Origin of the sequence: Amycolatopsis sp. NPDC024027 (assembly GCF_040638975.1) — a bacterium.
Classification (GTDB): Bacteria; Actinomycetota; Actinomycetes; order Mycobacteriales; family Pseudonocardiaceae; genus Amycolatopsis.
Genome location: NZ_JBEZYY010000017.1, coordinates 197,305 through 222,766 on the forward strand (window position 1 = coordinate 197,305; position 25,462 = coordinate 222,766).

General features: G+C 71.1%; 25 protein-coding genes. 11 read left to right on the forward strand and 14 right to left on the reverse strand.

Annotated elements, in window-relative coordinates; translation table 11 throughout:
- Positions 1 to 8: 8 nt before the first annotated feature.
- Entirely contained in the window at positions 9 to 554 is a 546-nt protein-coding gene (locus AB0F52_RS34810) for a fibronectin type III domain-containing protein (RefSeq protein WP_360180230.1), read from the reverse strand.
- A gap of 226 nt (positions 555 to 780) precedes the next feature.
- Between AB0F52_RS34810 and AB0F52_RS34815 the strand changes: the two genes are divergently transcribed.
- The 4 genes from AB0F52_RS34815 (at position 781) to AB0F52_RS34830 (ending at position 3,143) form a co-directional block, all read left to right on the forward strand.
- Positions 781 to 1,284 carry a hypothetical protein gene (locus AB0F52_RS34815; RefSeq protein WP_360180232.1) on the forward strand — a complete coding sequence of 168 codons (504 nt, stop codon included), beginning with the start codon at positions 781 to 783 and terminating at the stop codon, positions 1,282 to 1,284.
- 145 nt (positions 1,285 to 1,429) lie between these two features.
- Positions 1,430 to 1,981 carry a sigma-70 family RNA polymerase sigma factor gene (locus AB0F52_RS34820; RefSeq protein ID WP_026469270.1) on the forward strand — a complete coding sequence of 184 codons (552 nt, stop codon included), beginning with the start codon at positions 1,430 to 1,432 and terminating at the stop codon, positions 1,979 to 1,981.
- The gene (locus AB0F52_RS34825) at positions 1,978 to 2,694 is read left to right on the forward strand and encodes a zf-HC2 domain-containing protein (RefSeq protein ID WP_360180233.1); all 717 of its coding nucleotides are present in this window, start codon (positions 1,978 to 1,980) and stop codon (positions 2,692 to 2,694) included. The genes AB0F52_RS34820 and AB0F52_RS34825 overlap by 4 nt, the downstream gene beginning before the upstream one ends.
- Positions 2,695 to 2,699: 5 nt before the next feature.
- Positions 2,700 to 3,143, forward strand: a complete 444-nt coding sequence (locus AB0F52_RS34830) for an SRPBCC family protein (protein WP_360180235.1) — start codon at positions 2,700 to 2,702, stop codon at positions 3,141 to 3,143.
- Here AB0F52_RS34830 and AB0F52_RS34835 read toward each other — a convergent pair.
- Complete coding sequence (locus AB0F52_RS34835) at positions 3,131 to 4,570, reverse strand: DHA2 family efflux MFS transporter permease subunit (RefSeq protein WP_360180237.1); 1,440 nt, start codon at positions 4,568 to 4,570, stop codon at positions 3,131 to 3,133. The genes AB0F52_RS34830 and AB0F52_RS34835 overlap by 13 nt on opposite strands.
- A gap of 104 nt (positions 4,571 to 4,674) precedes the next feature.
- On the opposite strand from AB0F52_RS34835, the gene AB0F52_RS34840 reads away from it, so the two are divergent.
- Complete coding sequence (locus AB0F52_RS34840; RefSeq protein ID WP_103338682.1) at positions 4,675 to 5,076, forward strand: helix-turn-helix domain-containing protein; 402 nt, start codon at positions 4,675 to 4,677, stop codon at positions 5,074 to 5,076.
- A gap of 99 nt (positions 5,077 to 5,175) precedes the next feature.
- On the opposite strand, the gene AB0F52_RS34845 is transcribed toward AB0F52_RS34840, so the two are convergent.
- Entirely contained in the window at positions 5,176 to 6,525 is a 1,350-nt protein-coding gene (locus tag AB0F52_RS34845; RefSeq protein ID WP_360180239.1) for a cation:dicarboxylase symporter family transporter, read from the reverse strand.
- 157 nt (positions 6,526 to 6,682) lie between these two features.
- On the opposite strand from AB0F52_RS34845, the gene AB0F52_RS34850 reads away from it, so the two are divergent.
- From AB0F52_RS34850 to AB0F52_RS34860, 3 genes are all read left to right on the forward strand, one after another.
- Entirely contained in the window at positions 6,683 to 8,257 is a 1,575-nt protein-coding gene (locus AB0F52_RS34850) for a sensor histidine kinase (RefSeq protein WP_360180327.1), read from the forward strand.
- Positions 8,254 to 8,922, forward strand: coding sequence for a response regulator (locus tag AB0F52_RS34855; RefSeq protein ID WP_360180241.1), 669 nt, complete (start codon positions 8,254 to 8,256; stop codon positions 8,920 to 8,922). Before AB0F52_RS34850 ends, AB0F52_RS34855 begins: the two co-directional genes overlap by 4 nt.
- A 94-nt stretch (positions 8,923 to 9,016) precedes the next feature.
- Positions 9,017 to 10,765, forward strand: coding sequence for a M64 family metallopeptidase (locus AB0F52_RS34860; protein WP_360180243.1), 1,749 nt, complete (start codon positions 9,017 to 9,019; stop codon positions 10,763 to 10,765).
- A 241-nt stretch (positions 10,766 to 11,006) separates the two neighbouring features.
- Here the strand turns inward: AB0F52_RS34860 and AB0F52_RS34865 are convergent, their stop codons facing one another.
- Genes AB0F52_RS34865 through AB0F52_RS34900 form a run of 8 tightly spaced genes read right to left on the reverse strand, consistent with a single transcriptional unit; the run spans position 11,007 to position 20,914 of the window.
- Complete coding sequence (locus AB0F52_RS34865; RefSeq protein WP_360180245.1) at positions 11,007 to 12,374, reverse strand: beta-N-acetylhexosaminidase; 1,368 nt, start codon at positions 12,372 to 12,374, stop codon at positions 11,007 to 11,009.
- Between the two features lies 1 nt (position 12,375).
- On the reverse strand, positions 12,376 to 13,224 hold the full coding sequence (locus AB0F52_RS34870; protein ID WP_360180247.1) for a carbohydrate ABC transporter permease: 849 nt from the start codon (positions 13,222 to 13,224) through the stop codon (positions 12,376 to 12,378).
- Positions 13,215 to 14,159, reverse strand: coding sequence for a sugar ABC transporter permease (locus tag AB0F52_RS34875; RefSeq protein WP_360180248.1), 945 nt, complete (start codon positions 14,157 to 14,159; stop codon positions 13,215 to 13,217). Before AB0F52_RS34875 ends, AB0F52_RS34870 begins: the two co-directional genes overlap by 10 nt.
- A gap of 2 nt (positions 14,160 to 14,161) precedes the next feature.
- Complete coding sequence (locus tag AB0F52_RS34880) at positions 14,162 to 15,436, reverse strand: extracellular solute-binding protein (RefSeq protein ID WP_360180250.1); 1,275 nt, start codon at positions 15,434 to 15,436, stop codon at positions 14,162 to 14,164.
- Between the two features lie 24 nt (positions 15,437 to 15,460).
- Complete coding sequence (locus AB0F52_RS34885) at positions 15,461 to 16,594, reverse strand: lactonase family protein (protein WP_360180252.1); 1,134 nt, start codon at positions 16,592 to 16,594, stop codon at positions 15,461 to 15,463.
- 41 nt (positions 16,595 to 16,635) lie between these two features.
- Complete coding sequence (locus tag AB0F52_RS34890; protein WP_360180254.1) at positions 16,636 to 18,024, reverse strand: gluconate:H+ symporter; 1,389 nt, start codon at positions 18,022 to 18,024, stop codon at positions 16,636 to 16,638.
- Positions 18,021 to 19,616 carry a D-aminoacylase gene (locus AB0F52_RS34895; protein ID WP_360180256.1) on the reverse strand — a complete coding sequence of 532 codons (1,596 nt, stop codon included), beginning with the start codon at positions 19,614 to 19,616 and terminating at the stop codon, positions 18,021 to 18,023. Before AB0F52_RS34895 ends, AB0F52_RS34890 begins: the two co-directional genes overlap by 4 nt.
- A complete protein-coding gene (locus tag AB0F52_RS34900; protein ID WP_360180258.1) occupies positions 19,616 to 20,914 on the reverse strand; it encodes an amino acid deaminase in 1,299 nt (432 codons plus the stop codon). Before AB0F52_RS34900 ends, AB0F52_RS34895 begins: the two co-directional genes overlap by 1 nt.
- A gap of 112 nt (positions 20,915 to 21,026) precedes the next feature.
- Here AB0F52_RS34900 and AB0F52_RS34905 point away from each other — a divergent pair, with 112 nt between their 5' ends.
- From AB0F52_RS34905 to AB0F52_RS34915, 3 genes are read left to right on the forward strand one after another with little or no spacing between them, the layout of a single operon-like run.
- Positions 21,027 to 22,001, forward strand: a complete 975-nt coding sequence (locus AB0F52_RS34905; RefSeq protein ID WP_360180260.1) for a sugar kinase — start codon at positions 21,027 to 21,029, stop codon at positions 21,999 to 22,001.
- Positions 21,998 to 22,756, forward strand: a complete 759-nt coding sequence (locus AB0F52_RS34910) for an IclR family transcriptional regulator (RefSeq protein WP_360180262.1) — start codon at positions 21,998 to 22,000, stop codon at positions 22,754 to 22,756. The genes AB0F52_RS34905 and AB0F52_RS34910 overlap by 4 nt, the downstream gene beginning before the upstream one ends.
- Positions 22,756 to 23,139, forward strand: a complete 384-nt coding sequence (locus tag AB0F52_RS34915; RefSeq protein WP_360180264.1) for a RidA family protein — start codon at positions 22,756 to 22,758, stop codon at positions 23,137 to 23,139. The genes AB0F52_RS34910 and AB0F52_RS34915 overlap by 1 nt, the downstream gene beginning before the upstream one ends.
- A 40-nt stretch (positions 23,140 to 23,179) precedes the next feature.
- On the opposite strand, the gene AB0F52_RS34920 is transcribed toward AB0F52_RS34915, so the two are convergent.
- The 3 genes from AB0F52_RS34920 to AB0F52_RS34930 all read right to left on the reverse strand — a co-directional run bounded on the left by AB0F52_RS34920 (position 23,180) and on the right by AB0F52_RS34930 (position 25,461).
- The gene (locus tag AB0F52_RS34920; RefSeq protein WP_360180266.1) at positions 23,180 to 24,175 is read right to left on the reverse strand and encodes a 1-aminocyclopropane-1-carboxylate deaminase; all 996 of its coding nucleotides are present in this window, start codon (positions 24,173 to 24,175) and stop codon (positions 23,180 to 23,182) included.
- Entirely contained in the window at positions 24,172 to 24,807 is a 636-nt protein-coding gene (locus AB0F52_RS34925) for a GntR family transcriptional regulator (RefSeq protein WP_360180267.1), read from the reverse strand. The genes AB0F52_RS34920 and AB0F52_RS34925 overlap by 4 nt, the downstream gene beginning before the upstream one ends.
- A gap of 294 nt (positions 24,808 to 25,101) precedes the next feature.
- Complete coding sequence (locus AB0F52_RS34930; protein ID WP_360180269.1) at positions 25,102 to 25,461, reverse strand: DUF1844 domain-containing protein; 360 nt, start codon at positions 25,459 to 25,461, stop codon at positions 25,102 to 25,104.
- Position 25,462: the final 1 nt, after the last annotated feature.

The window sequence follows — 25,462 nt, forward strand, 5'->3', positions numbered from 1 at the left end:
TGAGTCATTCACGGCGTCTCCTTGGCGGTGGTCTGGTGGACCGCCGGGGAGAGCGGGCCGTAGTGCAGCGCCCGGAGCCGGTAGGCCGACTTCTCCTCGCCGGGCAGGAGTGAGAGCGCACACGTCGTCACGTTCGGCTCGGTCACCTCGACCGGGTCGTAGTCCGGCGCGCCCGGGCGCCGGATCTCCAGGAGGAACCCGGCTTCGTCCGGCGATCGGTCGGCCCAGGTGAACGTCACCGTGTCGCCGGAAACCACCGTGTGCACCTCCGTCGAGACCGGACCGGTGAACGGCTGTTCCCGGTAGTAGAACGGCGTCTCCGGGATCAGGTCCGGGTGGTGGTAGCTCGTCGTGTGCGCCGGGAGGAACCGCAGCGTCGTCCACGGCCCGGCCGGGGCGTTCGCGTATTCGACCCGGTGGCCGGCACCGTCGTCCGGCCAGCTCAGCACGATGTCCGTGGGTGTGGTCAGGGTCGCCGTGAACGAAGGCGCCGGCGCGGAGCCGGAGCAGCCCGCGGCCAGCAGTACCACCAGGACGAAGGGTTTGACGGGCACGGCGGCCTCCCGGATCGGGCGAGGGCGGCGGTGCGGACGTGATCAGCCTAGGAACTCCGCCCGCACGGCGACAAGATCGTGCCGATCACCGGGACTGACCAATCCGGCGGCGAACCGGCACCGAATGGGGCGAAAACCGGGCTGAACCGTTTCTCGACCACGGCCGTGTTGTGAGGTATCGAGGTCCGCCGGATGGCGGAGCCGCCCTCACCGAGGAGAGAACGTCATGAACCGTATCGGGCCGGTGGTCGCCAGCGCGGTGGCGCTCGTCGCCGTCGCATCGTTGTCCGCCTGTGGTGACATGGCTGACGGCGCCCAAGGACCGCAACACGGGGAGCCGGGGCACAAGATGCTGCAGGTCGGCACGATCAACGGTGTCGGCGCGGTGGTCACCGACGCCGACGGCAAGACGCTCTACCGGTTCGACAAGGACCTCTCCCAGCCGCCGACGTCCAATTGCGACGGCGAGTGCGCGACGTCCTGGCCGCCGATGATCGCCGGGGTGGCCACGCCGATGCTCAAGGGCATCCAGGACACCCAGGTGGGCACCGCGACCCGCAAGGACGGCAGCAAGCAGATCACCCTCAACGGCTGGCCGCTGTACGAGTACGCGGGCGACAAGGCCGCGGGCGACATGAACGGCCAAGGCGCCAACGGCACGTGGTTCGCCGTCGCGCCGGACGGCAGCAAGATCACCGCGGGCGGCAAGGCCGGCGGCGCCGGGTCCTGACAGACGACGGTTTCCGGGCAGAACGAGGAAGGACGGGCAGCCGATGAACACCATGGTCGCGCTGCGCTCGACGCACGCACCGCCGGTGGAGCTGAGGGTTGCACTACTGTCCTCGACGACTCAGAACACCGTCGGGAGGACGAGGGTGGCCATAGGAGGCAGGCGGCCTAAGAAGGCCAAAGGCGAAGACCTCATTCGGCAGCTGTACGCCGAACACGGGCGAAGCCTGCTGGCCTACGCGACGAGGCTGACCGGGGATCGTGCGGCAGCCGAGGACGTGGTCCAGGAGACGCTGGTCCGGGCGTGGAAACACGCTGACGACCTGCAGAACGACGGGAAGGGCTCGGTGCGCGGCTGGTTGCTGACCGTCGCGCGCAACCTGGTCACCGACCGGGCACGGGCCCGGGCGGCACGGCCACAAGAGGTGGCCGAACCGGCCGAAGGCGTGCCGACCCCGGCCGTCGAGCGCGACCACGCCCAGGGGGTGGTCGACTCGATGACCGTGCTCGGGGCGATGGACGGGCTGTCCAACGAGCATCGAGAGGTCCTGGTGGAGATCTACTACCGGGGACGGACGGTGGCCGAAGCGGCGAGAACACTGGGCGTCGCACCGGGTACCGTGAAATCAAGGTCTTACTACGCACTACGAGCACTCAGAGCAGCGATGATTTCGAGCGGAACGGAGGTGGCGCGATGAACTCGGTGGACGAGAGTCACACGCAGCTCGGCGCGTACGCCCTCGGCGCACTCGATCCCGGGGAGGCGGCCGACTTCGAACGGCGGCACCTGCAGACCTGCGCGCAGTGCCGGTTCGACCTGAACGAGCTCGTGGCCCTGCGCGACTCGCTCGACGAGGTACCGCCCGAGGCGTTCCTCGACGGGCCGCCCGAGGGCGGGGACCTGCTGCTGCAGAAGACCCTGCGCCGGGTGCGCGACGAGGAAGAGCGCGTCGCTCCGGCCCGCACCGCGTCACGCCGGGGCCTGGCCCTGGTCGCGGCGGCGGTGCTGGTGGTCGCGGCGCTCGGCGGCGGCGTGCTGGTGGGCCGGCAGACGGCCGATCCGGGCCTGGCCGCGCCGGCTCCGGCGCCGGACTCGCCGCCCGGCACCAAGAACGTCGAAGGCCGGGATCCGACGACCGGCGTCCAGCTGGCCGCATCGGTGGCCCCGTTCCAGGGCTGGGTCAAGGTGGACGTCAACGTGAAGGGCGTCCGGGCCGGGGAGAAGTGCCTGCTCCAGGTGGTCACCAAGGAAGGCACCGCGGTGACGGCCGGCAGCTGGCAGGTGTCCGAGAAGTGGGCGAGCCAGGGCGGCTTCCGGCTCGACGGGTCGGCGCTGGTCGCCCCCGACGACGTGAAGTCGGTCGACATCGTCACGGTCGATGGCCGGAAGCTGGTCTCGGCCCAGGTTTGATGAGCATGACGGGTGCGCGCTACCGGTTCCGCAGCACGTGGCTGCTGCCGGAAACCGTGCCCGAGCGGGTGTTCGGCGTGGTCACCGACCTCGCCGGCTACCCGAGGTGGTGGTCGGACGTTCGCGCGGTGCGCCGCGTGGACGACGACACCGCCGAGCTGGTTTGCCGGTCCCGGCTGCCGTTCCGGATCGTCGTCCGGATGCACCGGGACCTCCAGGACGAGCGCATGGGCCTGATGCGGGTCAGGCTCAGCGGCGACCTCGACGGGACCCTGGCGGGAGCGGTCCGCGCGGCGGGCGCGGGCACGCTGCTGGAGATCACCCAGGACGTCCAGGCCCGTAAGGAGTTGCTGCGGCGCTTCGACACGGTGGCCCGGCCGCTCTTCCGCGCGAACCACGCGCTGATGATGCGGCGGGGCCACCGTGGGCTTTCGGCCTACTTGACCTGACCGGCGATGCAGACCTCCGGCTCCGAAGCCGCCGGGGCCACCGGAGCGACCTTCCGGGTGCGGCGGGCCAGGACCACGCCGCCTAGCGCCACCGCCGCGATCAGGAAGCCCGCGCTGACCCCGTAGGCCAGCCGGAACCCGGCCGCCAGGGCTGCCCGGTGGTCCAGCGTGCCGAGGCTCTCCGTGCGGCAGGCGGCCACCGCGGCCAGCACCGCCGTGCCGACGGCCGCACCGACCTGCTGGGTCGTGTTGATCAGGCCCGACGCCACGCCCGCGTCCGCGGCCGGGACGTCCGCCATCGCCAGGCCCATCAGCGCCGGGATGGCCGCGCCGGCGCCGAGACCCATCAGCAGCAGCGGCGGCAGGACGTCGGCGAAGTAGGCACCGTCCACCGAGACGCGGGTGAGCAGCAGCAGGCCCGCGATCACCAGGCCCAAGCCGCCCAGCAGCACCGCCCGCGGGCCGAACCGCGCCGCGAGCTTGCCCGCGAAGCCCAGCGACGCCACCGCGATCACCAGCGGCACCGGCAGGAACGCGACGCCGGTCCGCAGCGCGTCGAGGCCGAGCACCTGCTGCAGGTACAACGCCGTGACGAACTGGAAGCCGAGCATCCCGGCGACCATCAGCACCATCACCACGTTCGCGCCGGCCACCGCGCGGATCTTGAACAGCCGCAGCGGCAGCAGCGGCGTCCGCGCCTTCGCTTGCCGCACCCCGAAAGCCGCGAGCAGGACGACGGCCGCGACGAGCGCGCCCCAGGACGACGACGAGATGCCGTACACGCCGAGCATCACCGCGGCGGTGACGAGGACCGCGCCGAGCACGTCCAGCCCCTCCCGCAGGCCGGTGCCGCGGTCGGGCTCGACCACCCGCACGGCCAGCAGCAGCGCCGCCACGCCGATCGGCAGGTTGACGTAGAACGTCCAGTGCCAGCTCAGCGCCTGCGTCAGCGCGCCGCCCGCGATGAGCCCGATCGACGCGCCCGCCGCCTGCGTGAAGCTGTAGACGCCGATCGCCTTCGCGCGGGCCCGGGGCTCGGGGTACATCGTGACGATCATCCCGAGCACCACGGCCGACGCCAGCGCGCCGCCGACGCCCTGGACGAACCGCGCCGCGACCAGGACGCCCGCGTCCGCGGCCAGGCCCGCGACCAGGGACGCGCCGGTGAACAGGCCCAGCCCGCCGAGGAAGACGCGCCGGCGGCCGAGCAGGTCGCCGAGCCGCCCGGAGAGCAGCAGCAGGCCGCCGAACGCGACCAGGTAGCCGGTGAAGACCCAGGAGAGCCCGGCGGGCGTGAAGCCGAGGTCGGCCTGGATCGCGGGCAGCGCCACCGCGACGATGCTGCTGTCGAGCACGACCATCAGCGAGGCGGCGCACAGCACCACCAACGCGAGGCCGCGGGAGCGGGTGGGGTGGTTCTCGCCCATGTCAGGCCCCTCCAGTCGAGCGTTCCCCTGGTCGACGCCAGGGCACTTCTTGTAACAGTGCCCATCATGTGTGACCATGGGTTTCCGCGTAAGGAGGCACTTCCATGTCCCAGGGGAACATCGGTGTACCTGTCCAGGTCACCGAGATCGACCCGGAGAAACTCGACGTCTGCACGGTGCTGGAGGTCATCAACCGGATCAGCGGCAAGTGGGCGATCGGCATCCTCCTGGAGGCCATCCGGGGCCCGGTGCGGTTCACCGAGCTGGAACGCTCGGTCGCCGGCATCAGCCGCCGGATGCTGACCCTGACCCTGCGCAACCTCGAGCGTGACGGCCTGCTGGACCGCACGATCTACCCGACCGTCCCGCCGCGCGTGGAGTACGAAGCCACGCCGATGGCGAAAGAGCTGTACCAGTCGCTGAGCGGGCTGCTCGGCTGGGCGGAGCAGCACCGCGACGACATCGCCGCCGCCCGCGTCGTCTACGACGCCCAAGCGGCCGGCTGAAGACGTGGAACGGGCCGCGGTGCGAGGTCGGGGGAGCTCGCACCGCGGCCCGCGGTGGTTCGTGCTCAGCGGGGGCAGTGAGCACGAACGTTCATGGGGTCAGACCGGGACCTTTTCGCCCTCCGGCTCGGACTTCACCGTCTCGTGCTCGTCGAGCATGGTGGCTTCGTCGAACGGTTCTTCGCCGGCGAACACCCGGTGCGCCTGGTCGCGGTCGAACTCCTTCGTCCAGTTTCCGATGAGGACGGTCGCGACGGCGTTGCCGGCGAAGTTCGTCAGCGCTCGGGCCTCCGACATGAACCGGTCGATGCCGAGGATGAAGCCGACGCCGCCGACCAGGTCGGGCCGGTGCGACTGCAGGCCGCTGGCGAGTACCGCGATGCCCGAGCCGCTGACGCCGGCCGCGCCCTTCGAAGCGATGATCATGAACAGCAGCAGGACGATCTGCTCGCCGACCGAGAGCGGCGCGTCCTGGGCGGAGGCGATGAACAGCGTCGCCATGGTCAGGTAGATCGCGGTGCCGTCCAGGTTGAACGAGTACCCGGTCGGCACGGTGATGCCGACGACCGACTTGCCGACCCCGAGGTGTTCCATCTTCGCGATCAGCCGCGGCAGCGCCGACTCGGACGACGACGTCGACAGGATCAGCAGGAACTCGCGGCGCAGGTAGTTGAGCAGCTTCAGGATGCTCACCCGCGCCCCGACCCACAGCACCGTGCCGAGGACGCCGAAGACGAACACCAGGCAGGTCAGGTAGAAGCCGATCATGATCACCGCGAGGCTCTTCAGCGCGTTGACCCCGGTCGCGCCGACCACCGCGGCGATGGCGCCGAACGCGCCGATCGGAGCGGCCCACATGATCATCGCCAGGATCCGGAACACCAGCCGCTGGATGTGCTCGATGCCGCGCAGGATCGGTGCGCCCTTCGGGCCGAGCTTCTGCAGCGCGAAGCCGACGAGCAGCGCGACCAGCAGCGTCTGCAGCACCTGGCCTTCGGTGAACGCCGAGACGAGCGTCTTCGGGATGATGCCGAGCGCGAACTCCACCGGGCCTGCCGAGCCGGTCGCCGAGTCGTGGGCCTTCTTCACGTCGCCCGGGTTGAGGTGCAGCCCGGTGCCGGGGTGCAGCAGGTTGCCCACGATCAGGCCGATCGCCAGCGCGAAGGTCGACATCGCGATGAAGTAGACCAGCGCCATCAGGCCGATCTTGCCGACCTTCGCCGCCTTCGCGACCGACCCGACGCCGATCACGATGGTGCAGAAGATGATCGGCGAGATCATCATCTTGATCAGGTTCACGAAGCCGTCGCCCAGTGGCTTCAGGCCCTTGGCGAAGCCGGGGAAGAGAAAGCCGACCGCGATGCCCAGCGCGACCGCGACGATCACGGCCAGGTACAGGTAGCGGGTCTTGTCGCGGCGCGGCGCCGCGTCGGGGGTCGGTGTAGGCACCGTTGCCTCCAGCTCGGGGGTGTCCAGGTTGCGGCACACTGTAGGCCGAGTTCGGTGATCCGGCTCACTTGTGTTCATTGAGTTCGTGTGATGATCGCACCGTCCCGTTCGGACAGCTGCTCGCGCGGTGTGCTGGTATGAGGAGGTGCCCCCGACGTTGCGGTCCCATTGGAGCCTGGCGCGCCAGCTGCTCGTGCTGCAGCTCGTGGTGCTCTGCGTACTGGCGGGCGCCGGGATCACGTTCGCCTGGATCGACGCGCAGCACGCGGTGGACGATAACGCGCGCGACCAGGTCCGCGTGGTCGCCTTGACGGTCGCCGACGCGCCCAGCGTCGTGGCGGCGGTGGGCACGCCGAACCCGAGCGCGGCGCTCCAGCCCTTCGCTCAGCGCGTGAAGGACCACACCCAGGTCGACTTCATCACGATCATGAGCCCGGCCGGAATCCGCTACACGCACCCGACGCCGGCGCTGATCGGGCAGCACTACATCGGGAACATCGCCGACGCGCAGCGCGGCGAGGAGTTCACCGAGATCTACACCGGTTCGCTCGGCCCGTCGGTGCGCACGGTCGTGCCGGTGTTCGACGCCGGCCACCGGGTGGTCGCACTGGTCGCGGTCGGGATCACCGTCAAGGCGATCTCGGCCGAGCTGCGCGAACGCCTGTGGCCGCTGTTCGGCGTCGCGAGCGCGGTCCTGGTGGTCGGCGCGCTCGGCGGCTGGCTGATCAGCGCCCGGCTGCGCCGCCAGACCCGGGGCGTCGCGCCGGACGAGCTGAGCAACCTCTTCGAGTACCACGAGGCCGTCCTGCATTCGGTCCGCGAAGGCGTGCTCCTCGTCGGCCGGGACGGGCGGATCGGCCTGTGCAACGACGGCGCACGCATGCTGCTCGGCCTCGGCGCCGACCCGGTGGGCCGGGACCTGGCGACGCTGGGCCTGCCGGACGGGCTGGCCGAGGCGTTCACGTCGGAGGAGAACCGGGCCGAGGAACTGCACCTGACCGACTCGCGCGTGCTGCTGGTCAGCACGACCGCCGTCCGCTCGGGCGGCCGCTCGCAGGGCACCGTCGTCGTGCTGCGCGACCACACGGAACTGCAGTCGCTGACCGGCGAGCTGACCACCGCCCGCGGCCTCGCCGAGGCGCTGCGGTCGCAGGCGCACGAAGCGGCGAACCGGCTCCACACGGTCGTTTCCCTGGTCGAGATCGGCAAACCCGAGCAGGCCGTCGAGTTCGCCACCGCCGAGCTCGCCCTCGCCCAGGAACTGACCGACCGGGTCGTCGGCGCGGTCGCCGAGCCGGTGCTCGCGGCCCTGCTGCTGGGCAAGGCCGCCGAAGCGAGCGAGCGCGGGGTCGAGCTCACCGTCACCGCGGACACCGTGATCGACGACGTCTCGCACGGCATCGAGGCCCGCGACCTGGTGACGATCCTCGGCAACCTGATCGACAACGGCCTCGACGCGGCCGTGCGCGGCGGCGGCAAGCCGTCGGTCGTCGTGACCGCCCGCACCGACGACGACGGGCTGCTGCTGCGCGTCGCCGACACCGGGCCCGGCGTGCCCGAGGACGCCGACGTGTTCCGCCGCGGCTGGTCGACGAAGGCGGAGGACGGCCACGGGCTCGGGCTCGCTCTCGTCGGGCAGGCGGTGCGCCGCTACGGCGGGACGGTCGAAGTCGGCCGCGACGCGGGCGCGGTGTTCACCGTGCGGCTGCCGCGGCAGGAGGCGGGCCGGTGATCCGGGTGCTGGTCGTGGAGGACGAGCCGGTGGCCGCGGAGGCGCACCGCGTCTACGTCGAGCGGCTCGCCGGGTTCGCGGTGGCCGGCGTGGTCCACTCCGGCGGCGACGCGCTGCGGTTCTGCGAACGCGAGCCGGTCGACCTGGTGCTGCTGGACTTCTACCTGCCGGACACGCACGGGCTGGCGGTGTGCCGGTCGCTGCGCGCGGCGGGGCTGCCGATCGACGTCATCGCGGTGACGTCGGCGCGCGACCTCGGCCTGGTCAAGGCGGCGGTGTCGGCCGGGGTGGTGCAGTACCTGCTCAAGCCGTTCACGTTCGCGACCCTGCGCGAAAAGCTCGAGCGCTACGCGGAATTCCGCGAAGCGTCCGGCGAGGTCACCGGCCAGGCGGAGATCGACCGGGCCCTCGGGGCGTTGCGCACGACCGAGCAGCCCCCGCTCCCGAAAGGCATGAGCGTCCAGACCCTGGAGGCGATCACCGACGCGCTTTCCGGTGCGGCGGAAGGACTTTCGGCCGGTGCGGCGGCCAGCGCGATCGGCGCGTCCCGCGTGACGGCACGGCGGTACCTGGAGTACTTGGCGGACACCGGCCGGGCTCACCGCGAGCCCCACTACGGCCAGGTCGGACGCCCGGAGGTCTGGTACCGGCTCACTCGCGTATAACGGCCTATACCTTCGCATTCGGCGACTTCTGGCGGTTCCGGTGCCGCATCCCGTGCGGTAGACCGGGAAGATCACCGACCAGGGGAGTGCCGCCATGTCGAAGTGGGCCGGGTTCGTCGCAGCGCTTCTGATCACCGCCGGGATCGCCGCTCCCGCGTACGCCGCCGAGCCGGCCGCGAGCGTCACCGAGGTCCAGGTGACCGGGCCGGTCGCGCAGCGGTTCAACCTCGTCGTCCTCGGGGACGGCTACACCGCCGCCGAGCAGCCGAAGTTCTTCGCCGACGTCGAGCGGCACGTCAGCACCCTGTGGTCGCTCGAGCCGTTCAAGTCCTACCGCAGCTACTTCAACGTCTACGCTGTCTCCATCGCCTCACCGGAATCCGGTGTGGACTGTGACCCCTCCCTTGACGCGCCTCGCCGGGACACCCCGCTGGACATGGGTTTCTGGGGCGGCTGCAACGCCCAGAGCGTGCAGCGGCTGCTGACCGTCGACGACGCGGCCGCCCAGCGGTACGCCGACCTCGTGCCCGGCACGACCCGCGCGAACCGGCAGATCCTGGCGCTGGGCAACAGCTCCACCTACGGCGGCGCGGGCGGCACCTATGCGACGGCGTCGGGCGGGAACGCGCTGTCCGCGCTCATTTCGCCGCACGAACTCGGCCATTCGCTCGGTGGCCTCGACGACGAGTACGACTACTACGCGCGCGGAGTTCCGGGCGGCGCGTACGAGGGCGGCGAGCCGGACTCGGTCCACCACACCCTGTTGACCGAGCCACAGATGCGCGCCCAGCACGCGAAGTGGTGGCGCTGGCTCGGCGAGCCCAGCGAGTCCGGCGGCACGATCGGCCGCTTCGAAGGCGGGCTCTACACCCGAACCGGGGTGTGGCGGCCGAGCAGGCACTCGATGATGAAGACCCTCGGCTACGCGTTCGACCAGGTCGGCCGCGAACGGATGACGCAGCGGATCGCGGCGAAGGTGCCGCTCGTCGCCGGCGGCACCCCGGCCGGGACGATCGGTGCCGACCGCGTCGTCTGGGTGCGCCCGTTGCACCCGGTGAGCCACCGCCTCGACATCCGCTGGACCCTCGACGGCGTCGCGGTGCCCGGCCGGGACGCGGTCGACCTGCGCCGCGCGCACCTGCGCCCCGGCCGCCACACGCTGACGGCGACGGTGACCGACCCGACGCCGTTCGTCCGCGACCCGGCCGCCCGCCCGGCGGCGACCCGCACCTGGACGGTCGACACGGCGGTGGTCACCCCGCCCGCCGGCGGCCCGGCGGTGGTGGCGTCGACGCCGGTTTCGCGCCCGGTCGGCGGCCACGACGTCGTCTACGTCGAAACCGGCGAGCCGACCGGTTCGATCCCCGAGGTCCGGTGGGCGCTCGACGGCCGCCCGGCCGGAACCGGCTCCGACTTCGCCCTCGACGCGTCCCGTGGCGCGCACACGCTCACCGCGACGACCGGCGGCACGACGCTGACCTGGCCGGTGGACGCCACGGGCCCGGCGACCACGGCCGAGCTGCCCGGGGGCACCGTGTACCACGGTTCGTTCACGATGCGCCTGAAGTCGCCGGACGGAATGCCGGAGTTCCGCGTCGACGGCGACGGCTGGCACAAGTACTACGGCTGGCCGACGGACCCGGCGGCGCCGTACCTGTTCACCCCGCGCGGCACGGAGATCGACGGCCTGGCGTACGGCAACCTCGGCGAGGGCGGCCTGACGGTGTCGCCGTTCTCGGAGCGCAAGCCGGGGTACGGCACGCACCGGATCGAGTACCGGTCCATCGACGCGGCCGGCAACGTCGGCCCGACCCGGTCGGTCACGGTGACGCTACTGCCGTGACCTGTCCACACTCGCCGGCGGCTGTGGAGGACTCCGCGCGCCGGCCGGCGACCGGCCGGGATTGTCGGTGACCGCCGATAGGCTGGACCCGGGGGGCGCCCCCCGGGAGGCGGGGAGTCGGCAAGCCTGGTCAGGCTGCCCGGGATTTGCCGACCCTGCCGGGCAGAGCGGGAAGCCGGACAGGTCTGCCCGGGGAGAGCCAGGCTCTGCTGCGTGACCTCAGCGCGCGGCAGTGGAACGGCTAGCGCGGCCGGCCCGGCACCCCCGGCCGCAGCTGCCAGGGGTGCGGCCCGTCCAGCGGCCGGTACTCCACGCCGAGCGCGTCCAGGCGGGGCAGGTGGTGGTCGCGCAGCCGTGGCAGGAACTCCGCGTAGTCCCTTGGCCCGGAACTCCAAGCCACTTCCGCGAACGCCGACAACCGCGGGAACGCCATGTAGTCCACCCGCCGGACGCTGTCCAGGTGTTCGCTCCACACCTGTGCCTGCACCCCTCGCAGCCGCGGGCCGCTCAGCGCCGGCTCGTACGCGTACACGTCCTCCAGCGTGTGGACCTCCCCGACCGGGATCGGCTCGTCGGGATGGTCGGACTGCCGGTGGTCCAGGTACACGTGCTGCTCCGGGCACATCACCACGTCGTGCCCCGCCGAAGCCGCTCGCAAGCCCGCGTCCTCGTTGCGCCAGGCGGCGATCACCATCGGCGGGAGGCCGTCGGTGTCGAGGACTTCGTCCCAGCCCATCGGGGTGCGGCCGCGGGCCACCAGGTGCTCGGCCAGCCGACGGACGAACGCGCGGTGCTCGTCGGTCGCGCCCGGTGTCTCGTCGCCGCCCAGGGCGATCACCGGGGACGGGAAGATGTCCAGCAGGTGGTCGAACACCTGCCGGAAGAAGTCCAAAGTGGACTCCACCGGTGACAGCAGTGAAGTGCTGATGCCCCAGGCGGTCCAGACTTCGTAGGACGACGAAGTTCCCAGCGCGGGGTAGGCCGCCAGCGCCGCCCGCGCGTGGCCGGGGATGTCGATCTCCGGCACCACCGTGATGGCCCGCGAAGCGGCGTAGGCGACGATCTCTCGCAGGTCGTCGCTCGTGTAGAACCCGCCGTGCGGACGGCCGTCCTGGACGCCTCCGCTGCCTGTCATGGACGACGGCCGCCAGCCGCCCACCGACGTCAGCCGCGGGAACGCCGGGACCTCGAAGCGCCAGCCCTGGTCGTCGGTGAGGTGCAGGTTCAGCACGTTCAGCTTGTGCGCGGCCAGCAGGTCGACGAACCGGAGCACCTCGGCCTTGGTCCGGAAGTGCCGGGCGACGTCCAGCAGGCAGCCACGCCACGCGAACCGCGGATGGTCCTCGACCACGCCGCACGGCAGTGACGAAGGCGCGAACCCGGCCACCCGGAACGCGGCCGGCCCCGCGAGCTGCCGCAACGTCTCCCGGCCGTGGTGCTCCCCGGCGGCATCGGCCGCCTCCAGGACCACGCCGGCAGGGGAAATGGTGAGCCGATAGCCCTCCGCGGGCAGGGCGACCGTCCGGACGTCCACAGTGGACGGCCACGGACACGAACCCGCTGCGGGTTTCACCGAAACCGGACGGGGGAGCAGGGTGTCGAAAGCCATGTCAGCCCTTCACGGCGCCGGCCATGCCGGACACCAGCCGTCGTTGGACGAGGACGAAGAACACCAGCACCGGGATCGTCATCAGCGCCGACGACGCCATCACCGCGCCCCAATCGGTGTCCTCCGGCTTGAAGAACACCAGGATCGCCTGCGGCAGCGTCTGGTTCTCGGTCTTGGATACGATGAACGTCTTGGCGAACAGGAAGTCGTTCCACGCGTGGATGAACGCGAGCACGCTGACCGCGACCAGCCCGGGCGCCACCAGCGGGAACAGGACCTGCCAGGTGAACCGCATCCGCGACGCGCCGTCGAGCTTGGCGGCTTCCTCGAGTTCCACCGGCACCGCGGCGACGAACCCGCGCAGCATCCAGATCGCGAACGGCAGGCTGAACGCCAGGTGCACGAGCACCAGCGAACCCAGCTCGTTCAACCCGAAAGCCGGCGCCACCCCGCCGATCTGGCGCATCAGGAAGAACAGCGGGATGGTCAGCGCCTCCACCGGCACCATCTGGGCGACCAGCGTCATCACCAGCAGCACGGTCCGGCCCTTGAACGAAAACCGCGTCAGCGCCACCGCCGAAAGGAACGACAGCAGCAGCGACAGCGCGACGACGACCAGCGCCACCACGAGGCTGTTCACGAAGAACCGTCCGAAGCCCGAAACCGTGAGGACGCGCGAGAAGCTGTCGAACGACGGGCTGAACGTCCAGGGCTTCGGGTTCGCCGACTGGATTTCGCCCGGGGGCTTCACCGCCGACAGCACCATCCAGTACAGCGGGAACGTGATCACCCCGGCGAGCACGACGGTGACGACTTCGGCGACGAGCCGTCCGGGACGTTTCACAGCCATGCCGCGCTCCGGCGCTGCGTCCGGACGTACAGCCCGGTGACCGACAGCAGCAACAGCGTCATGACGACTCCGATCGCCGAGCCGAGGCCGTACTCCTGCCCGGCGAAGGCCTGCTGGTAGGCGTAGACGTTGAGGACCAGGTTGCGCCCGGCCACGCCGCCGCCGTTGGTCATCACGTAGATCTGGGTGAACACCTTGAAGTCCCAGATGATCGACTGCACCGTGGCGATCATCAGCAGCGGCCGCACCATCGGCAGAACGATCGTCCACGTCGTGCGCCACGCCGACGCGCCGTCGAGCGCCGCGGCTTCGAGGACCTCGTCCGGCACGCCCTTGATCCCGGCGTACATCGTGACCAGCACGAACGGGAACGAGCACCAGATCACCTCGGCCGCGACCAGCCCGAAGGCGCCGAGCGTGCCGAAGGTCCACGAGTGGTGCTCGAAGGGCAGCCCGAGACCCGACAGCACCTCGTTGACCAGGCCGAAGTCGGTGTCGAAGAGGAACAGCCAGACGTAGGAGCCCGCGATCGCCGGCGTCGACCACGCGCCCAGCGCGGCCAGGAACAGCAGCGTCCGGGGGAGTGAGCGCACCCGCGAAGCCAGCACCGCGAGCCCGGTGCCGACGACGAGCGAACCGGCGACGCAGGCCGCGGCGAACCCGACCGTGTTGCCGAGCACGGTCCAGAACTGCGCCTGGGACAGGAGGTCGGCGTAGTTCGCGAAGCCGAGGAACACCAGCGGTGCGTTGCCCGCGGCCTGCGGCTGGCCGTAGTCGTAGAAGGAGATCAGGACCAGCTGGTAGATCGGGTAGGCCAGCAGCGCGGCGAGCAGGACGCCCGCCGGGGCGAGGTAGAGCGCGGCGGCCCGGCCGTCCCCCTTCCGCTTCGGCCGCCGCGCGGGGGCCGTGACGGAAGGGGCTTCCTGGACCGTCACCACTAGCCGAAGGCCTTGTTCATCGCGGCGGCCGCGTCCGCCAGGGCCGCCGACGGGTCCTTCCCGCCGGTCGCGATCTGCTGCACGGCCGTCGGCAGCACGTTCTGGCTGTCGATCTTCGACCACGCCGGCGTCGCCGGGACGAACTTCGTGCCCGCCTTCAGGGTGTCGACGAACGGCTTGAGGAACGGGTCGTTCGCGGCGAGCTTCTGCTGCACACCGCTCAGCGTCGGCAGGTTGCCCATCGCGGTGTACATCTTCTCCTGGTACTTCGCGCCGCCGAGCAGCTCGACGAACTCCAGCGCCAGGCTGCGGTGCTTGCTCGCCTTGAACACGCCCAGCAGGTTGCCACCGGCGAACGCGGGCGCGGTGCTCCCCACTGTCAGGCCCGGCAGCGGCACGACGGCGTACTTGCCCTTCACCGCGCCCTGCTCGACGGCCTTGCGGTTGAAGTCGCCGCCGATGGTCATCCCGGCCTTGCCACCGGCGAACGCCGTGACGCTCTGCGTGCCGGTCAGGTTGGCGCACTGGGCGGGCGGGCAGATGTCGTCCTTGAGCAGGTTCGCGTACTGCGTCACGCCGGCCTTGGCCTGCTCACCGGTGACCGTCGACGTCCACTTGCCGCCGTTCTCCTGCGCCAGCTCCCCGCCGTTGGCCCAGAGGAAGGGCAGCATCGCGTAGGTGTACTTGCCACCGACGGCGATGCCGTAGAGGTCCGGCTTGGCGGCGCGGATCCGGCGGGCGGTGTCGGTCAGTTCGGCCAGCGTCGCCGGCGGCTTCAGGCCGAGCTCGGTGAAGACGTCGGTGCGGTAGTACAACGCGCGGATGCCGGTGTACCAGGGCAGGCCGTAGGTCTGGCCGCCGGACTTCGCGGTGTCCAGCACGGTCGGGAGGAGATCCTTGCCCTCGGGCCACGCGGCGAGGTCGCCGGTCAGGTCGGCCAGCGCCCCGGTGGCGGCGTAGTTCGAGACGTCGGTGTTGCCGAACTCGGCGACGTCCGGGGCGTTGGCCGCGTCGTTGAAGGCACCGGAGAACTTGTCGGCGCGGCCCTCGACCGGCACCCACTGGACGTCGACCTCGACGCCGGTGTGGGCCGCCTTGAACTCGGTGATCGCGTCCTTGACCGCGGCCTCCTTCGGCGCGCGGTTGGCCTCGTCGAACAGCCAGACGCGGACGGTGCCGGTCTTGTCGTCCGCGCCGCCGCCCGCGGGTGCGGACTGGGTGGGCGCGCAGCCGGCGAGCAGGGCCAGCGCAGCGGCGAACGGCAGCAGTCTCATGGGTGCCTCCAGAGTGACCTGAGGTCAGGCGAAGTAGACGGAATTGACGCTGCCGACGGCGAGCTGACCGGCGGGTGCGCCGGGCAGGCCGGTGGCCGGGTCGCGCGGCAGCCAGGTGACGGTGCCGGAGCGCTGGTTCGAGACGTAGAACCAGCTTTCGGCCGGGTCGAGGGCCACGTGCCGCGGCCAGTTGCCGCCGGTCGGCACGCTCGACACCAGCTTCAGCGTCGCGCCGCCGCCGGAGACGGCGAACGTGGCCAGGGTGTTCGGGCCGCGGACGGTCGCGTACACGAACTTCCCGTCGTTGGACACGACGATCTCGCCCGGGAACTGGTCGCCGGTGCTCCCGGCGGGCACGGCCGGGACGACGGACAGCGCTTTCAGCTTCCCCGCCGCCGCGTCCCAGCTCGCCACCGTCACCTCCGCCCGCAGTTCCTGCAGGATGTAGGCGAACTTCCCGGTGCGGTCGAACGCGAGGTGCCGCGGCCCGGCGCCGGACGGCAGCTTCAGCTGCTGGTGCAGCGAAAGCTTCCCGGCGGCGAAGCCGTAGACGTACACCGAGTCGGCGCCGAGGTCGACCGCCAGGACCCAGCGGCCGGTCGGGTCGTTGACGACCTGGTGGGCGTGCGCGTCCCGCTCGGCGCCGTGGTGGGTGACCAGATCCGTGGCCGCGCCGAGCTTGCCACCGGCCAGGATCGGCAGCACGACGACGCTGCCCGAGCTGTAGTTCGCGGCCAGCACGTGCTTCCCGCCGGAATGCACGCTCAGGTGCGTCGGCGCGCCACCCTTCGACGAGACCTTGTTGAGCAGCTTCGGTTTCCCCGGCTCGGCGAGGCTCAACGCCGAGACGTACCCGGCCGGGTCGCCTTCGTTGGTGACGTACAGCGTCTTGCCGTCGGCGCTGCGGTCGAACCACGACGTGTCGGTGATCCCCGGGATCGTCCGGACCAGGGACAGCGCCGCACCCGAACGGGTGGCGACGTCGAGACCGTGCCCGGTCGCCCCGGAGGTGTAGCTGCCGATGTACACGGTTGTGCCGGCGAAGCAGCCCTTCTCCGTGGTGGCCGCGCCGGCGACCTGCGCACCGAGAACAGTGGCGGCGCCCGCGCCGGCCGCGGCACCGAGGAACGTACGACGGGAAAGTCCGGTCATCGTCATTGTCTCCCAACGGGTTTCGGCGGCGACAGCTCCAGTATGGTCTAGACCACGGCCATGAGCAATGCCGAAGCCGCGAAACCCGAAACGGAAAGCACGGTTTCCAGCGCCGTCCAGGACTTGAGCGTCTGCGGCACGGTGAGGTTGAAGTACCGCGAGACGATCCAGAAGCCGCCGTCGTTGACGTGCGAGGCGATGATCGAGCCGGCCGAAATCGCCATCACGAGCAGCGCCAGCTGGATCTGCGAATAGCCGAGCTGGGCCACGGTCGGGGCGATGATCCCGCTCGTGGTCACGATGGCGACGGTCGCCGAGCCCTGCGCGATCCGCATGCCGCAGCTGATCACGTACGCCGCGAGCAGCACCGGCAGCCCGGCGTCGTGCAGCGAGTCGGCGACGGCCTTGCCGATCCCGGTCGCCGAGAGCACCGCGCCGAAGAACGCGCCCGCGCCGACGACCAGCAGGATCATCGCGACCGGCCGCAGCGACTTCGCGGCCAGCTCGTTGAGGTCCTTGCCGGTGAACCCGCGCCGCAGGCCCAGCAGCCAGGACGCGAGCAGGACGGCGACGGTCAGCGCGACGGCCGGGGTGCCGATGAACGCGGCGACGCCGGCGAGCGCCGAACCCTTCGGCAGCCAGATGCTGCCGAACGTGCCGGCCAGGATGAGCACCAGCGGCACCGCGATGATCGAGGCGACCAGCCCCAGCGACGGCGGGTTCTCCTCGCGCTCGCCCTCCTCTTCGGCGAAGACCATGTCCTCGGGCACGTCGACCACGATGCGCTTGCCGATCCAGGTCGAGTAGAGCACGCCGCCGATGAGGAACGCCGGGATGCCGCAGGCCAGGCCCATCAGGATGATCCAGCCGAGCTCGACGTGCAGCAGCCCGGCCGCGGCGACCGGACCCGGGTGCGGCGGCAGGAAGGCGTGCGTGATCGACAGGCCGGCCAGCAGCGGCATCGCGTACAGCACCAGGGACTTGCCGCCCTGCTTCGCGGCGACGTAGACCAGCGGGGCCAGCACGAAGATGCCGATGTCGAAGAACACCGGGATGCCGAAGATGAACCCGGCGACCCCCATGGCCAGCGGCGCCCGCTTCTCGCCGAACGACCGCAGCAGCGCCCCGGTGAGCACCTTCGCGCCGCCCGAGCGTTCCAGGATCGACCCGAGGATCGTGCCCAGCCCGATGATCGCCGTGATGTGCCCGAGGATGCTGCCGAACCCCTTTTCCAGCAGGGAGTCCGACGCCTTCTGGGCCGACCCGACGATGGTGCCGACGGGCAGGCCCGCGGCAAGCGCCGTCAGCAGGCCGACGACGATCAGCGCGATGAAGGGTTCCAGCTTCAGCTTGATGATCAGCACCAGCAGGACGGCGATCGAGACGGCGGCGAGCGTGAGCAGCCCGCCGGTGGTGTGTTGCAGCCAGTGGATCATCGGGTTCTCCCGGGATTGCGCAGGGAACCACCGGCGAGGGTGCCGGTGGGACGACCGTCGTCGAGGGCGGCGACGCCGTTGACGAACACGTGGGTGAGGCCCGTGGCGGGTTGCCGCGGTTCTTCGAAGGTGGCGGTGTCGGCGATCGTTTCGGGGTCGAACAGCACCAGGTCCGCGGCGTACCCGGCGCGGACCAGCCCGCGGTCGGTCAGCCGCAGCCGCCGTGCGGCCCGCCCGGTCAGGTGGGCGACGCATTCGGCGAGGTCCAGCACGCCCAGTTCACGGACGTACCGGGCGAGGTAGCGGGGGAACGTGCCCCACGCGCGCGGGTGCGGCCGGGCGCCGACGAGCAGGCCGTCGCTGCCGCCGGTGTGCGTGGGGTGCCGCATGATGGCCTGGACGTTTTCTTCGTGCCCGACGTGCATCAGGCACGACGTCCCGAGCCGCTCGTCGAGCAGGGTGTCGAAGTAGAGCTTCGCCGGTTCGGTGCCTTGTGCGCGGGCCGACGCGGCGACGCTGTGCCCGACGAGGTGGGCGTTGTGCTCGTGGCGGACACCGTTGATTTCGATGGCGTCCCAGTCGATCGGCACGCCGTGCGCACCGTCCGAACCGGACTCCTCGATCTCGGCGCGGATCCGCTCCCGTTCGTCCACATCGGACAAGCGAGCCAGGGTGGCGGGCAGGCCGCCTTCGGTGGCCCAGCTCGGTAGCAGGGCCGAGAGGTAGGTCGCGCCCGGCAGGTACGGGTAGGTGTCCAGGGAGATGTCGCAGCCGTCGGCCAGCGCGTCGTCGAGCAGCTTCAGCAGGTCGGGCGCCTTGCCCTTGTTGACCGAGAAGTTCATCGTCGCGTGGGCCAGGTGCAGCGGGCAGCCGGACCGCCTGCTCACGTCGATCATCTCGGCGAACGCCTCCAGCGCGCCCTTGCCGTAGCTGCGGTGGTGCGGGCTGTAGAACCCGCCCAGCTCGCCGACCACCCGGCACAGCTCGACCAGCTCGCTCGTCTCCGCGTACATCCCCGGCGTGTAGGTGAGGCCCGACGACATGCCCATCGCGCCCTCGTGCAGGCCGGTCGCGACCAGTTCCTTCATCCGGTCCAGCTCGGCGTCCGTGGCGGGCCGGTCGTCCCAGCCGACGGCGAGCATCCGGACCGTGCCCTGCGGCACGAGGTAGGCGGCGTTGACGGCGATGCCCCGGTCGAGCCGATCGAGGTACTCGCCGACCGAGCGCCAGTTCCAGTCGAACCCCGGCGGGTCGTCGTTCCAGCCCGCGAGCTGCTGCCGCAGGGCTTCGAGCACGACGTCGTCGACGGGCGCGTACGACAGCCCGTCCTGGCCGAGGACCTCGGTCGTCACGCCCTGGGTGATCTTCGCCGGGTGGTCCGGGTTGGCCAGCAGCTGCAGGTCCGAGTGCGAGTGCATGTCGATGAACCCGGGCGCGAGCACCAGCCCGTCGGCGTCGATGGTCCGGCGCCCGGCCAGCGACCCCGCTTCGGCCACACTGGCGATCTTGGCCCCGGTGATCCCGACGTCGTGCCGCGTGATCGCGTCGCCGGTGCCGTCGGCGACCAGCGCGCCGCGGAAGACGACGTCCATCAGAACCACGTCCGGACGTAGTCGACGACGGTTTCGCCGTCGGCCGCGGTCACCGGCAGCAGCGGCCACTTGTCGAACACCGTGCACGGGTGGGAGAGGCCGAGCCCGATCCAGTCGCCGACCTCGACCGGCGACCCCGGCGGCAGCGCGAGGAAGGCGTGCTGGTCGTTCAGCTTCGTGACGACGTGGCCTCCGAGGGGTTCGGCGGGACCGTCCGGGGTGCGGCGCAGCTGCGGCTCGGGCATGCCCTCGTCGAAGGAGGCGTCGCGCTTGCCGAGGGTGAGCAGCGCGAGCTCGTCGGACGGCTTCGACGTCACCTGCGCCCACGCCCGCAGCGCCGGCCGGAACGAGTCGACGCCGTCGATCCGCGGGTGGTCGCCGAGCGGCGAGATCTGGCGGTAGAACCCGTCGTCGTGGGTGAGGTAGGCGCCGCTGCGCAGCACCGGCAGCACGTCGAGGCCGGCCGGCCACGGTTTGGTCAGCTCGTTCGCCACCTGGTCGAAGTAGGCGCTGCCGCCGGCGGTGACGACGATCTGCCCGTCGAGGAGTCCCTTGTCCGCGAACGAGATCGCCAGGTCGCGCAGACCGTCCACGTAGGAGCTGATCTTGGCGAGCGCGGCTTCGTCGGTGTCGTGGGAGAGCGCGCCTTCGTAGCCGCCGGTGCCGCGCAGCCTCAGCACCGGGCTCGCTTGGACCGCTTCGGCGATCGCCAGCGCGGTCGCGGTGTCGCGGACGCCGGTGCGGCCGCCGTCGGCGCCCAGTTCGACCAGGACGTCCACCGGGCGCTCGGCGCCTTCGAGGGCCGCGGTCATCAGCTCGACGCCGCGGACGGAGTCGACCCAGCAGAGGAACTCGAAGCCCGGGTCGGCCGCCAGTTCGGCGGCCAGCCAGCGCAGGCCGGCCGGGTCGAGGAGCTGGTTGGCCAGCAGGATCCGGGACACCCCGAAGGCGCGGTAGATCCGGAGGTGACCGGCGTTCGCACAGGTCACGCCCCACGCCCCGTGCTCGATCTGGCGCGCGAACAGTTGCGGTGCCATGGTCGTCTTGCCGTGCGGGGCGAGCGCCACGCCGCGGGCGGCGCACCAGGCGGCCATCGTCCGCAGGTTGTGTTCGAGCGCCTCTTCGTCGAGGACGACGAAGGGCGCGAAGAACCCGTCGGTGAACAGTTTCAGCCGGCGGTCCGCGGCCTCTTGCAGGGTGAGCCCGGTCAGGGCGGGCGCGGCGGAGCGGAAGCGCCAGTCGACGCGCTCGTGGCGGAGCGCGTCGAGCGCGGCGGGGTCCATCTGGCAACGATTCATCGGCGGCGACCTCTGTTGCGTATGTTGCAACGACTGTTGCGCATTTTGAGTGCCATAGGTGTAGCATCCGGGTCGCCACAGGTCAACGGGGTGAAGGGCAGGGAGACGGAAAGTGACGAGCGGGCCCGAGGTGTTGTGCGTGGGCGAGTCGATGGCGCTGTTCGTGCCCGCCGAACCCGGCCCGCCGGACGAGGTGAAGCACTGGGTGCGCACCATCGGCGGCGCCGAATCGAACGTGGCCTGCAACCTGCCCACGCTGGGGGTGCGCAGCGGCTGGGTGAGCGCGGTGGGCGACGACCCGTTCGGCCGCGCGATGCTGCGGGAGGTCGCCTCCCACGGCGTCGACGTCAGCGCCTGTTCCGTCGATCCGCTGCGCCCGACCGGGCTTTACATCAAGGAAAGCGGTGCCGGCGGCAGTCCCGTGCGCTACTACCGGACGGGCTCGGCCGCGTCCGGGATGGGCCCATCGTTGCTGGATCGCCTCGACCTCGACGGCGTCCGCGTGCTGCACCTGTCGGGGATCACGCCCGCGCTGTCGGACAGCTGCCTCGCGCTGGTCCGCGCCCTGCTGGAGATGCCCCGCGGCGACCGGCTGATCTCGTTCGACGTCAACCTGCGGCCCGCGCTGTGGACCGGCCGCGACCCTGGGCTGCTCGCCGAGCTGGCCGCTCGGGCGGACATCGTCCTGACCGGTGACGACGAGGCCCGGCAGGTGTGGGGGACCGGGGACCCGGCCGAGCTGCGCGCGCTGCTGCCGGGGCCGCGCACGCTCGTGGTCAAGCACGGCGAGCGCGGGGCGACGCTCGTCGAGGGGGAGCCGTTGTTCGCGCCCGCGCTGAAGGTCGACGTGGTCGAGCCGGTCGGCGCCGGCGACGCGTTCGCCGCCGGGTTCCTGGCCGCGACCCTGCGCGGCGCCACGCCCCTGGAACGGCTGCGGCAGGGCCACCTGCAGGCCGCCGTCACCCTGCTGACCCACGACGACGTCGGGGTCCCGCTGCCCCGGAGCGTCGTGGATACCCTGCTGCACGCGGACCCGGACGAGTGGCGTTCGGCCCGGCTGACCGGAGAGGGCGTGGTGCTCACGTGAGCCAAAGCCTGGACCGCGCGCTGACGCTGCTGGGTTCGATCGCGCAGGACGCGCGGACCCTCGACGACCTCGCCGACGAGATCGGCGTGCACAAGTCGACCGTGCTGCGGCTGCTGCGCACTCTCGAACAGCACCACTTCGTCCGCCGCGAAGGCGCCCGCCACTACCGGCTGGGCAGCGCCATGTTCGACCTCGCCAACCAGGCCCTGGACTCCTTCGACGTCCGGCGCAGCGCCCACCCCGCGCTCGCCGCCCTCAACGCGCGCACCGGGCACACCGTGCACCTGGCCAGCTACGAGGACGGCGAAGTCGTCTACATCGACAAGTTCGAAGGCCGGCATTCGGTGCGGATGTACTCGCGCATCGGCAAGCGCGCGCCGCTGCACTGCACCGCGGTGGGGAAGGTGCTGGTCGCGGCGATGCCGGTGGCCCGTCGCGAGGAGATCGCGCGGTCGATCGAGTACCCGGTGCGGACGCCGAACACGATCACCACCCCCGAGGCCTACCTCGCCGAGCTGGACCGCGTGGACCGGCTCGGGTACGCCGTCGACAACGCCGAACACGAGGACTTCATCCACTGCATCGCGGCGCCGGTGCGCGGGACCGGCGGCGAGGTGCTGGCCGCCGCGTCGATGTCGGTGCCGAAGGTGCTGCTCGACTACGAAGGCCTGCTGGCGCTGGTACCCGAGCTGCGGGCCGCCACGAAGGAAGCTTCCGTCCACAGTGGATGGACGGAGAACGGAAAGGGGCACTGATGAGCAAGACGGCAGTTTCCACCGAGAACGCGCCGAAGCCGCCGGCGAAGTTCTCGCAGGCCGTCCGCAAGGGGAACCTGCTGCAGGTCGCCGGCCAGGTCGCCTTCGACCCGGCCACGAACGAGATCGTCGGTGCCGACGTCGCGGGCCAGACCCGGCAGACGTTCAAGAACATCGAAGCCGTGCTGGCGGCGGCGGGCTCGAGCCTCGCCGACGCGATCATGGTCCGGGTGTACCTGACCGACACCGCGCACTTCGCGCCGTTCAACCAGGTGTACGACGAGCTGATCGGCGACGCGCCGCAGCCCGCCCGCACGACGGTGTACGTCGGCCTCCCGGGTGAGCTCCTCGTCGAGATCGACGTGCTCTGCGTGCTGGACTGAGGTTTCGCCGGGGCCGGGTTCGTGTCCGGCCCCGGTGCGCTCAGCCCAGGACGCTCGTGTAGCCGTTGAGAGCGGGCTGCCCGCCGAGGTGGGCGTACAGGACGTTCGAGTCCTTGCCGATTTCCCCGCGGCCGACCAGGTCGATGAGCCCCGCCATGGACTTGCCCTCGTACACCGGGTCGGTGAGCATCCCTTCCAGCCGGGCGCAGGTCTCGATCGCATCCACAGTGGACTTGTCCGGGATGCCGTAGATGCCGGCGTGGTAGCGGTCGTCCAGCTCGACTTCCGCGATCTCGCCGGCGCCGATCAGCTCGGCGGTGGCGCGCGCGATGCGCGTGACCTGCTCGCGCGTCTCCTCGGGCTTCGCGGAGGCGTCGATGCCGAGGATGCGGCGGTTCTTTCCGAGCGCGGTCCCCGCGACCATGCCGCCCTGCGTGCTGCCGGTGACCGAGCAGACGATCACCGTGTCGAAGAAGACGCCCAGCTTCGCCTCCTGCTGTTCCAGCTCCACGACCCAGTTCGCGAAGCCGAGGCCGCCGAGCCGGTGGTCCGACGCGCCGGCCGGGATGGCGTAGGGCTTCCCGCCGTTCGCTTCGATCTCGGCGACCGCGTCTTCCCAGGCTTCCTTGAACCCGATGCCGAAGCCGGCCTGGACCAGCCGGACGTCCGCGCCGAGGATGCGCGAGAGCTGGATGTTGCCGACCTTGTCGTAGAGCGGGTCGTGCCAGTCGACCCAGCTTTCCTGCACCAGCACGGCCTTCAGCCCGGCGCGCGCGGCGGCGGCCGCGACCTGGCGGGTGTGGTTGGACTGGACGCCGCCGATGGAGACGAGCGTGTCGGCGCCTTCGTTGAGGGCGTCGGCGACCAGGTATTCGAGCTTGCGGGTCTTGTTTCCGCCGTAGGCGAGGCCCGAGTTGACGTCCTCGCGCTTGGCCCAGACCTTCGCCCCGCCGAGGTGCGCGGTGAGCCGCTCGAGCGGGTGCACCGGCGACGGGCCGAACAGCAGAGGGTAGCGGGGGAAGTCGGCGAGGGTCATCGGTCCTCCAGCAGCTCGGTCCAGATGGTCGAAATCACGGAGACGGCGGATTCGGTGTCGTGCTTCTCGAGGGCGTCGATGAGCTTCGTGTGGCGCTCGACGGAGTTCCAGGCGAGCGCCGAGCTGAAGTGCGCGTGCTCCAGCCGGCGCAGCAGCGGGGTGTAGCGGTCGAGGGTCGCGGCCACCGCGGCGTTGCCCGCCAGCCGGACGGGGATGTCGTGCAGTTCGTCGTCCGCTTTCACGGCGGCGGCGACGTCCCGGGCTTCGATCGCCGCGGCGAAGCGGTCGTTGGCCGCGCGCATCGCGGCGATGTCGGCCGGCCGGCACCTCGGGGCGGCTTGTTTCACCGCGAACTCGTGCAGGACGCGGACGATCTCCCGGGCGTCCAGGACGTCGCGCGACATCACGTCGGAGACCCGCGTGTAGCTCTGCGGCTTGGAGTCGACGAGGCCGTCGTCGGCCAGCCGCCGGAGGGCTTCCCGGACGGGGGCTTTCGAGAGGCCGAGCTGGTCGGCGAGGTCGCCGTCACGCAGGGGGGTGCCCGGCCGCAACGTGCCGTCGACGATGGCCTGCCGGATGCGGTCGTACGCCTCGTCGCGCAGGAGCGGGCGACTGACCTTTGAGAGACTCACATCTAACATGTTAGATGTGAGCAGGCTCGCCGGGCAAGAACCCGAGCGAGTGAAACATCAGTACGGGCAGGCTCGCCGGGGCTGGGACCGAGCGAGTGAAATATCAGTTGCGAGCGGACTCGTCGGGCTGAGACCCCAGCGTGAAATGTCAGTTGCGAGCGGACTCGGCGGGCGAGGACGAGGACCTGAGCGACTGAAATGTCAGTGCGAACAGGCTCGCCGGGCCAGGACCCGAACGACTGAAATGTCAGTTACGAGCAGGCTGGCCGGGCTAAGAGCCGAGCGAGTGAAATGTCAGTAGACGGGGCCGGTGTACTTCTCGCCGGGCCCCTGGCCGGGCGCGTCGGGCACGACCGAAGCCTCCCTGAACGCCTTCTGGAGCGACTGCAGGCCATCGCGCAGCGGCCCGGCGTGCAGGCCCAGGTACTCGGCGGAGGCCGTCACGAGCCCGGCCAACGCGGTGATCAGGCGGCGCGCTTCATCGAGGTCCCGGTGCGGGGAGGCGGCGGGGTCGGCATCGGCCAGGCCGAGCCGTTCGGCGCCGGCCGACAGCAGCATGACGGCGGCGCGGCTGATCACCTCCACGCTGGGGATGTCCTCCAGGTGGCGCGCGTCCGGGGAATACGGGGGCTGTTGGGAAGGTTGTTCCGACACG

Bases quoted from the DNA above. Each gene is read 5' to 3' on its own strand.
- AB0F52_RS34815 (WP_360180232.1), top strand. From the start codon at position 781: ATGAACCGTATCGGGCCGGTGGTCGCCAGCGCGGTGGCGCTCGTCGCC.
- AB0F52_RS34825 (WP_360180233.1), top strand. From the start codon at position 1,978: ATGAACTCGGTGGACGAGAGTCACACGCAGCTCGGCGCGTACGCCCTC.
- AB0F52_RS34830 (WP_360180235.1), top strand. From the start codon at position 2,700: ATGACGGGTGCGCGCTACCGGTTCCGCAGCACGTGGCTGCTGCCGGAA.
- AB0F52_RS34835 (WP_360180237.1), bottom strand. From the start codon at position 4,570: ATGGGCGAGAACCACCCCACCCGCTCCCGCGGCCTCGCGTTGGTGGTG.
- AB0F52_RS34840 (WP_103338682.1), top strand. From the start codon at position 4,675: ATGTCCCAGGGGAACATCGGTGTACCTGTCCAGGTCACCGAGATCGAC.
- AB0F52_RS34860 (WP_360180243.1), top strand. From the start codon at position 9,017: ATGTCGAAGTGGGCCGGGTTCGTCGCAGCGCTTCTGATCACCGCCGGG.
- AB0F52_RS34865 (WP_360180245.1), bottom strand. From the start codon at position 12,374: ATGGCTTTCGACACCCTGCTCCCCCGTCCGGTTTCGGTGAAACCCGCA.
- AB0F52_RS34870 (WP_360180247.1), bottom strand. From the start codon at position 13,224: ATGGCTGTGAAACGTCCCGGACGGCTCGTCGCCGAAGTCGTCACCGTC.
- AB0F52_RS34880 (WP_360180250.1), bottom strand. From the start codon at position 15,436: ATGAGACTGCTGCCGTTCGCCGCTGCGCTGGCCCTGCTCGCCGGCTGC.
- AB0F52_RS34885 (WP_360180252.1), bottom strand. From the start codon at position 16,594: ATGACGATGACCGGACTTTCCCGTCGTACGTTCCTCGGTGCCGCGGCC.
- AB0F52_RS34890 (WP_360180254.1), bottom strand. From the start codon at position 18,024: ATGATCCACTGGCTGCAACACACCACCGGCGGGCTGCTCACGCTCGCC.
- AB0F52_RS34895 (WP_360180256.1), bottom strand. From the start codon at position 19,616: ATGGACGTCGTCTTCCGCGGCGCGCTGGTCGCCGACGGCACCGGCGAC.
- AB0F52_RS34900 (WP_360180258.1), bottom strand. From the start codon at position 20,914: ATGAATCGTTGCCAGATGGACCCCGCCGCGCTCGACGCGCTCCGCCAC.
- AB0F52_RS34915 (WP_360180264.1), top strand. From the start codon at position 22,756: ATGAGCAAGACGGCAGTTTCCACCGAGAACGCGCCGAAGCCGCCGGCG.
- AB0F52_RS34920 (WP_360180266.1), bottom strand. From the start codon at position 24,175: ATGACCCTCGCCGACTTCCCCCGCTACCCTCTGCTGTTCGGCCCGTCG.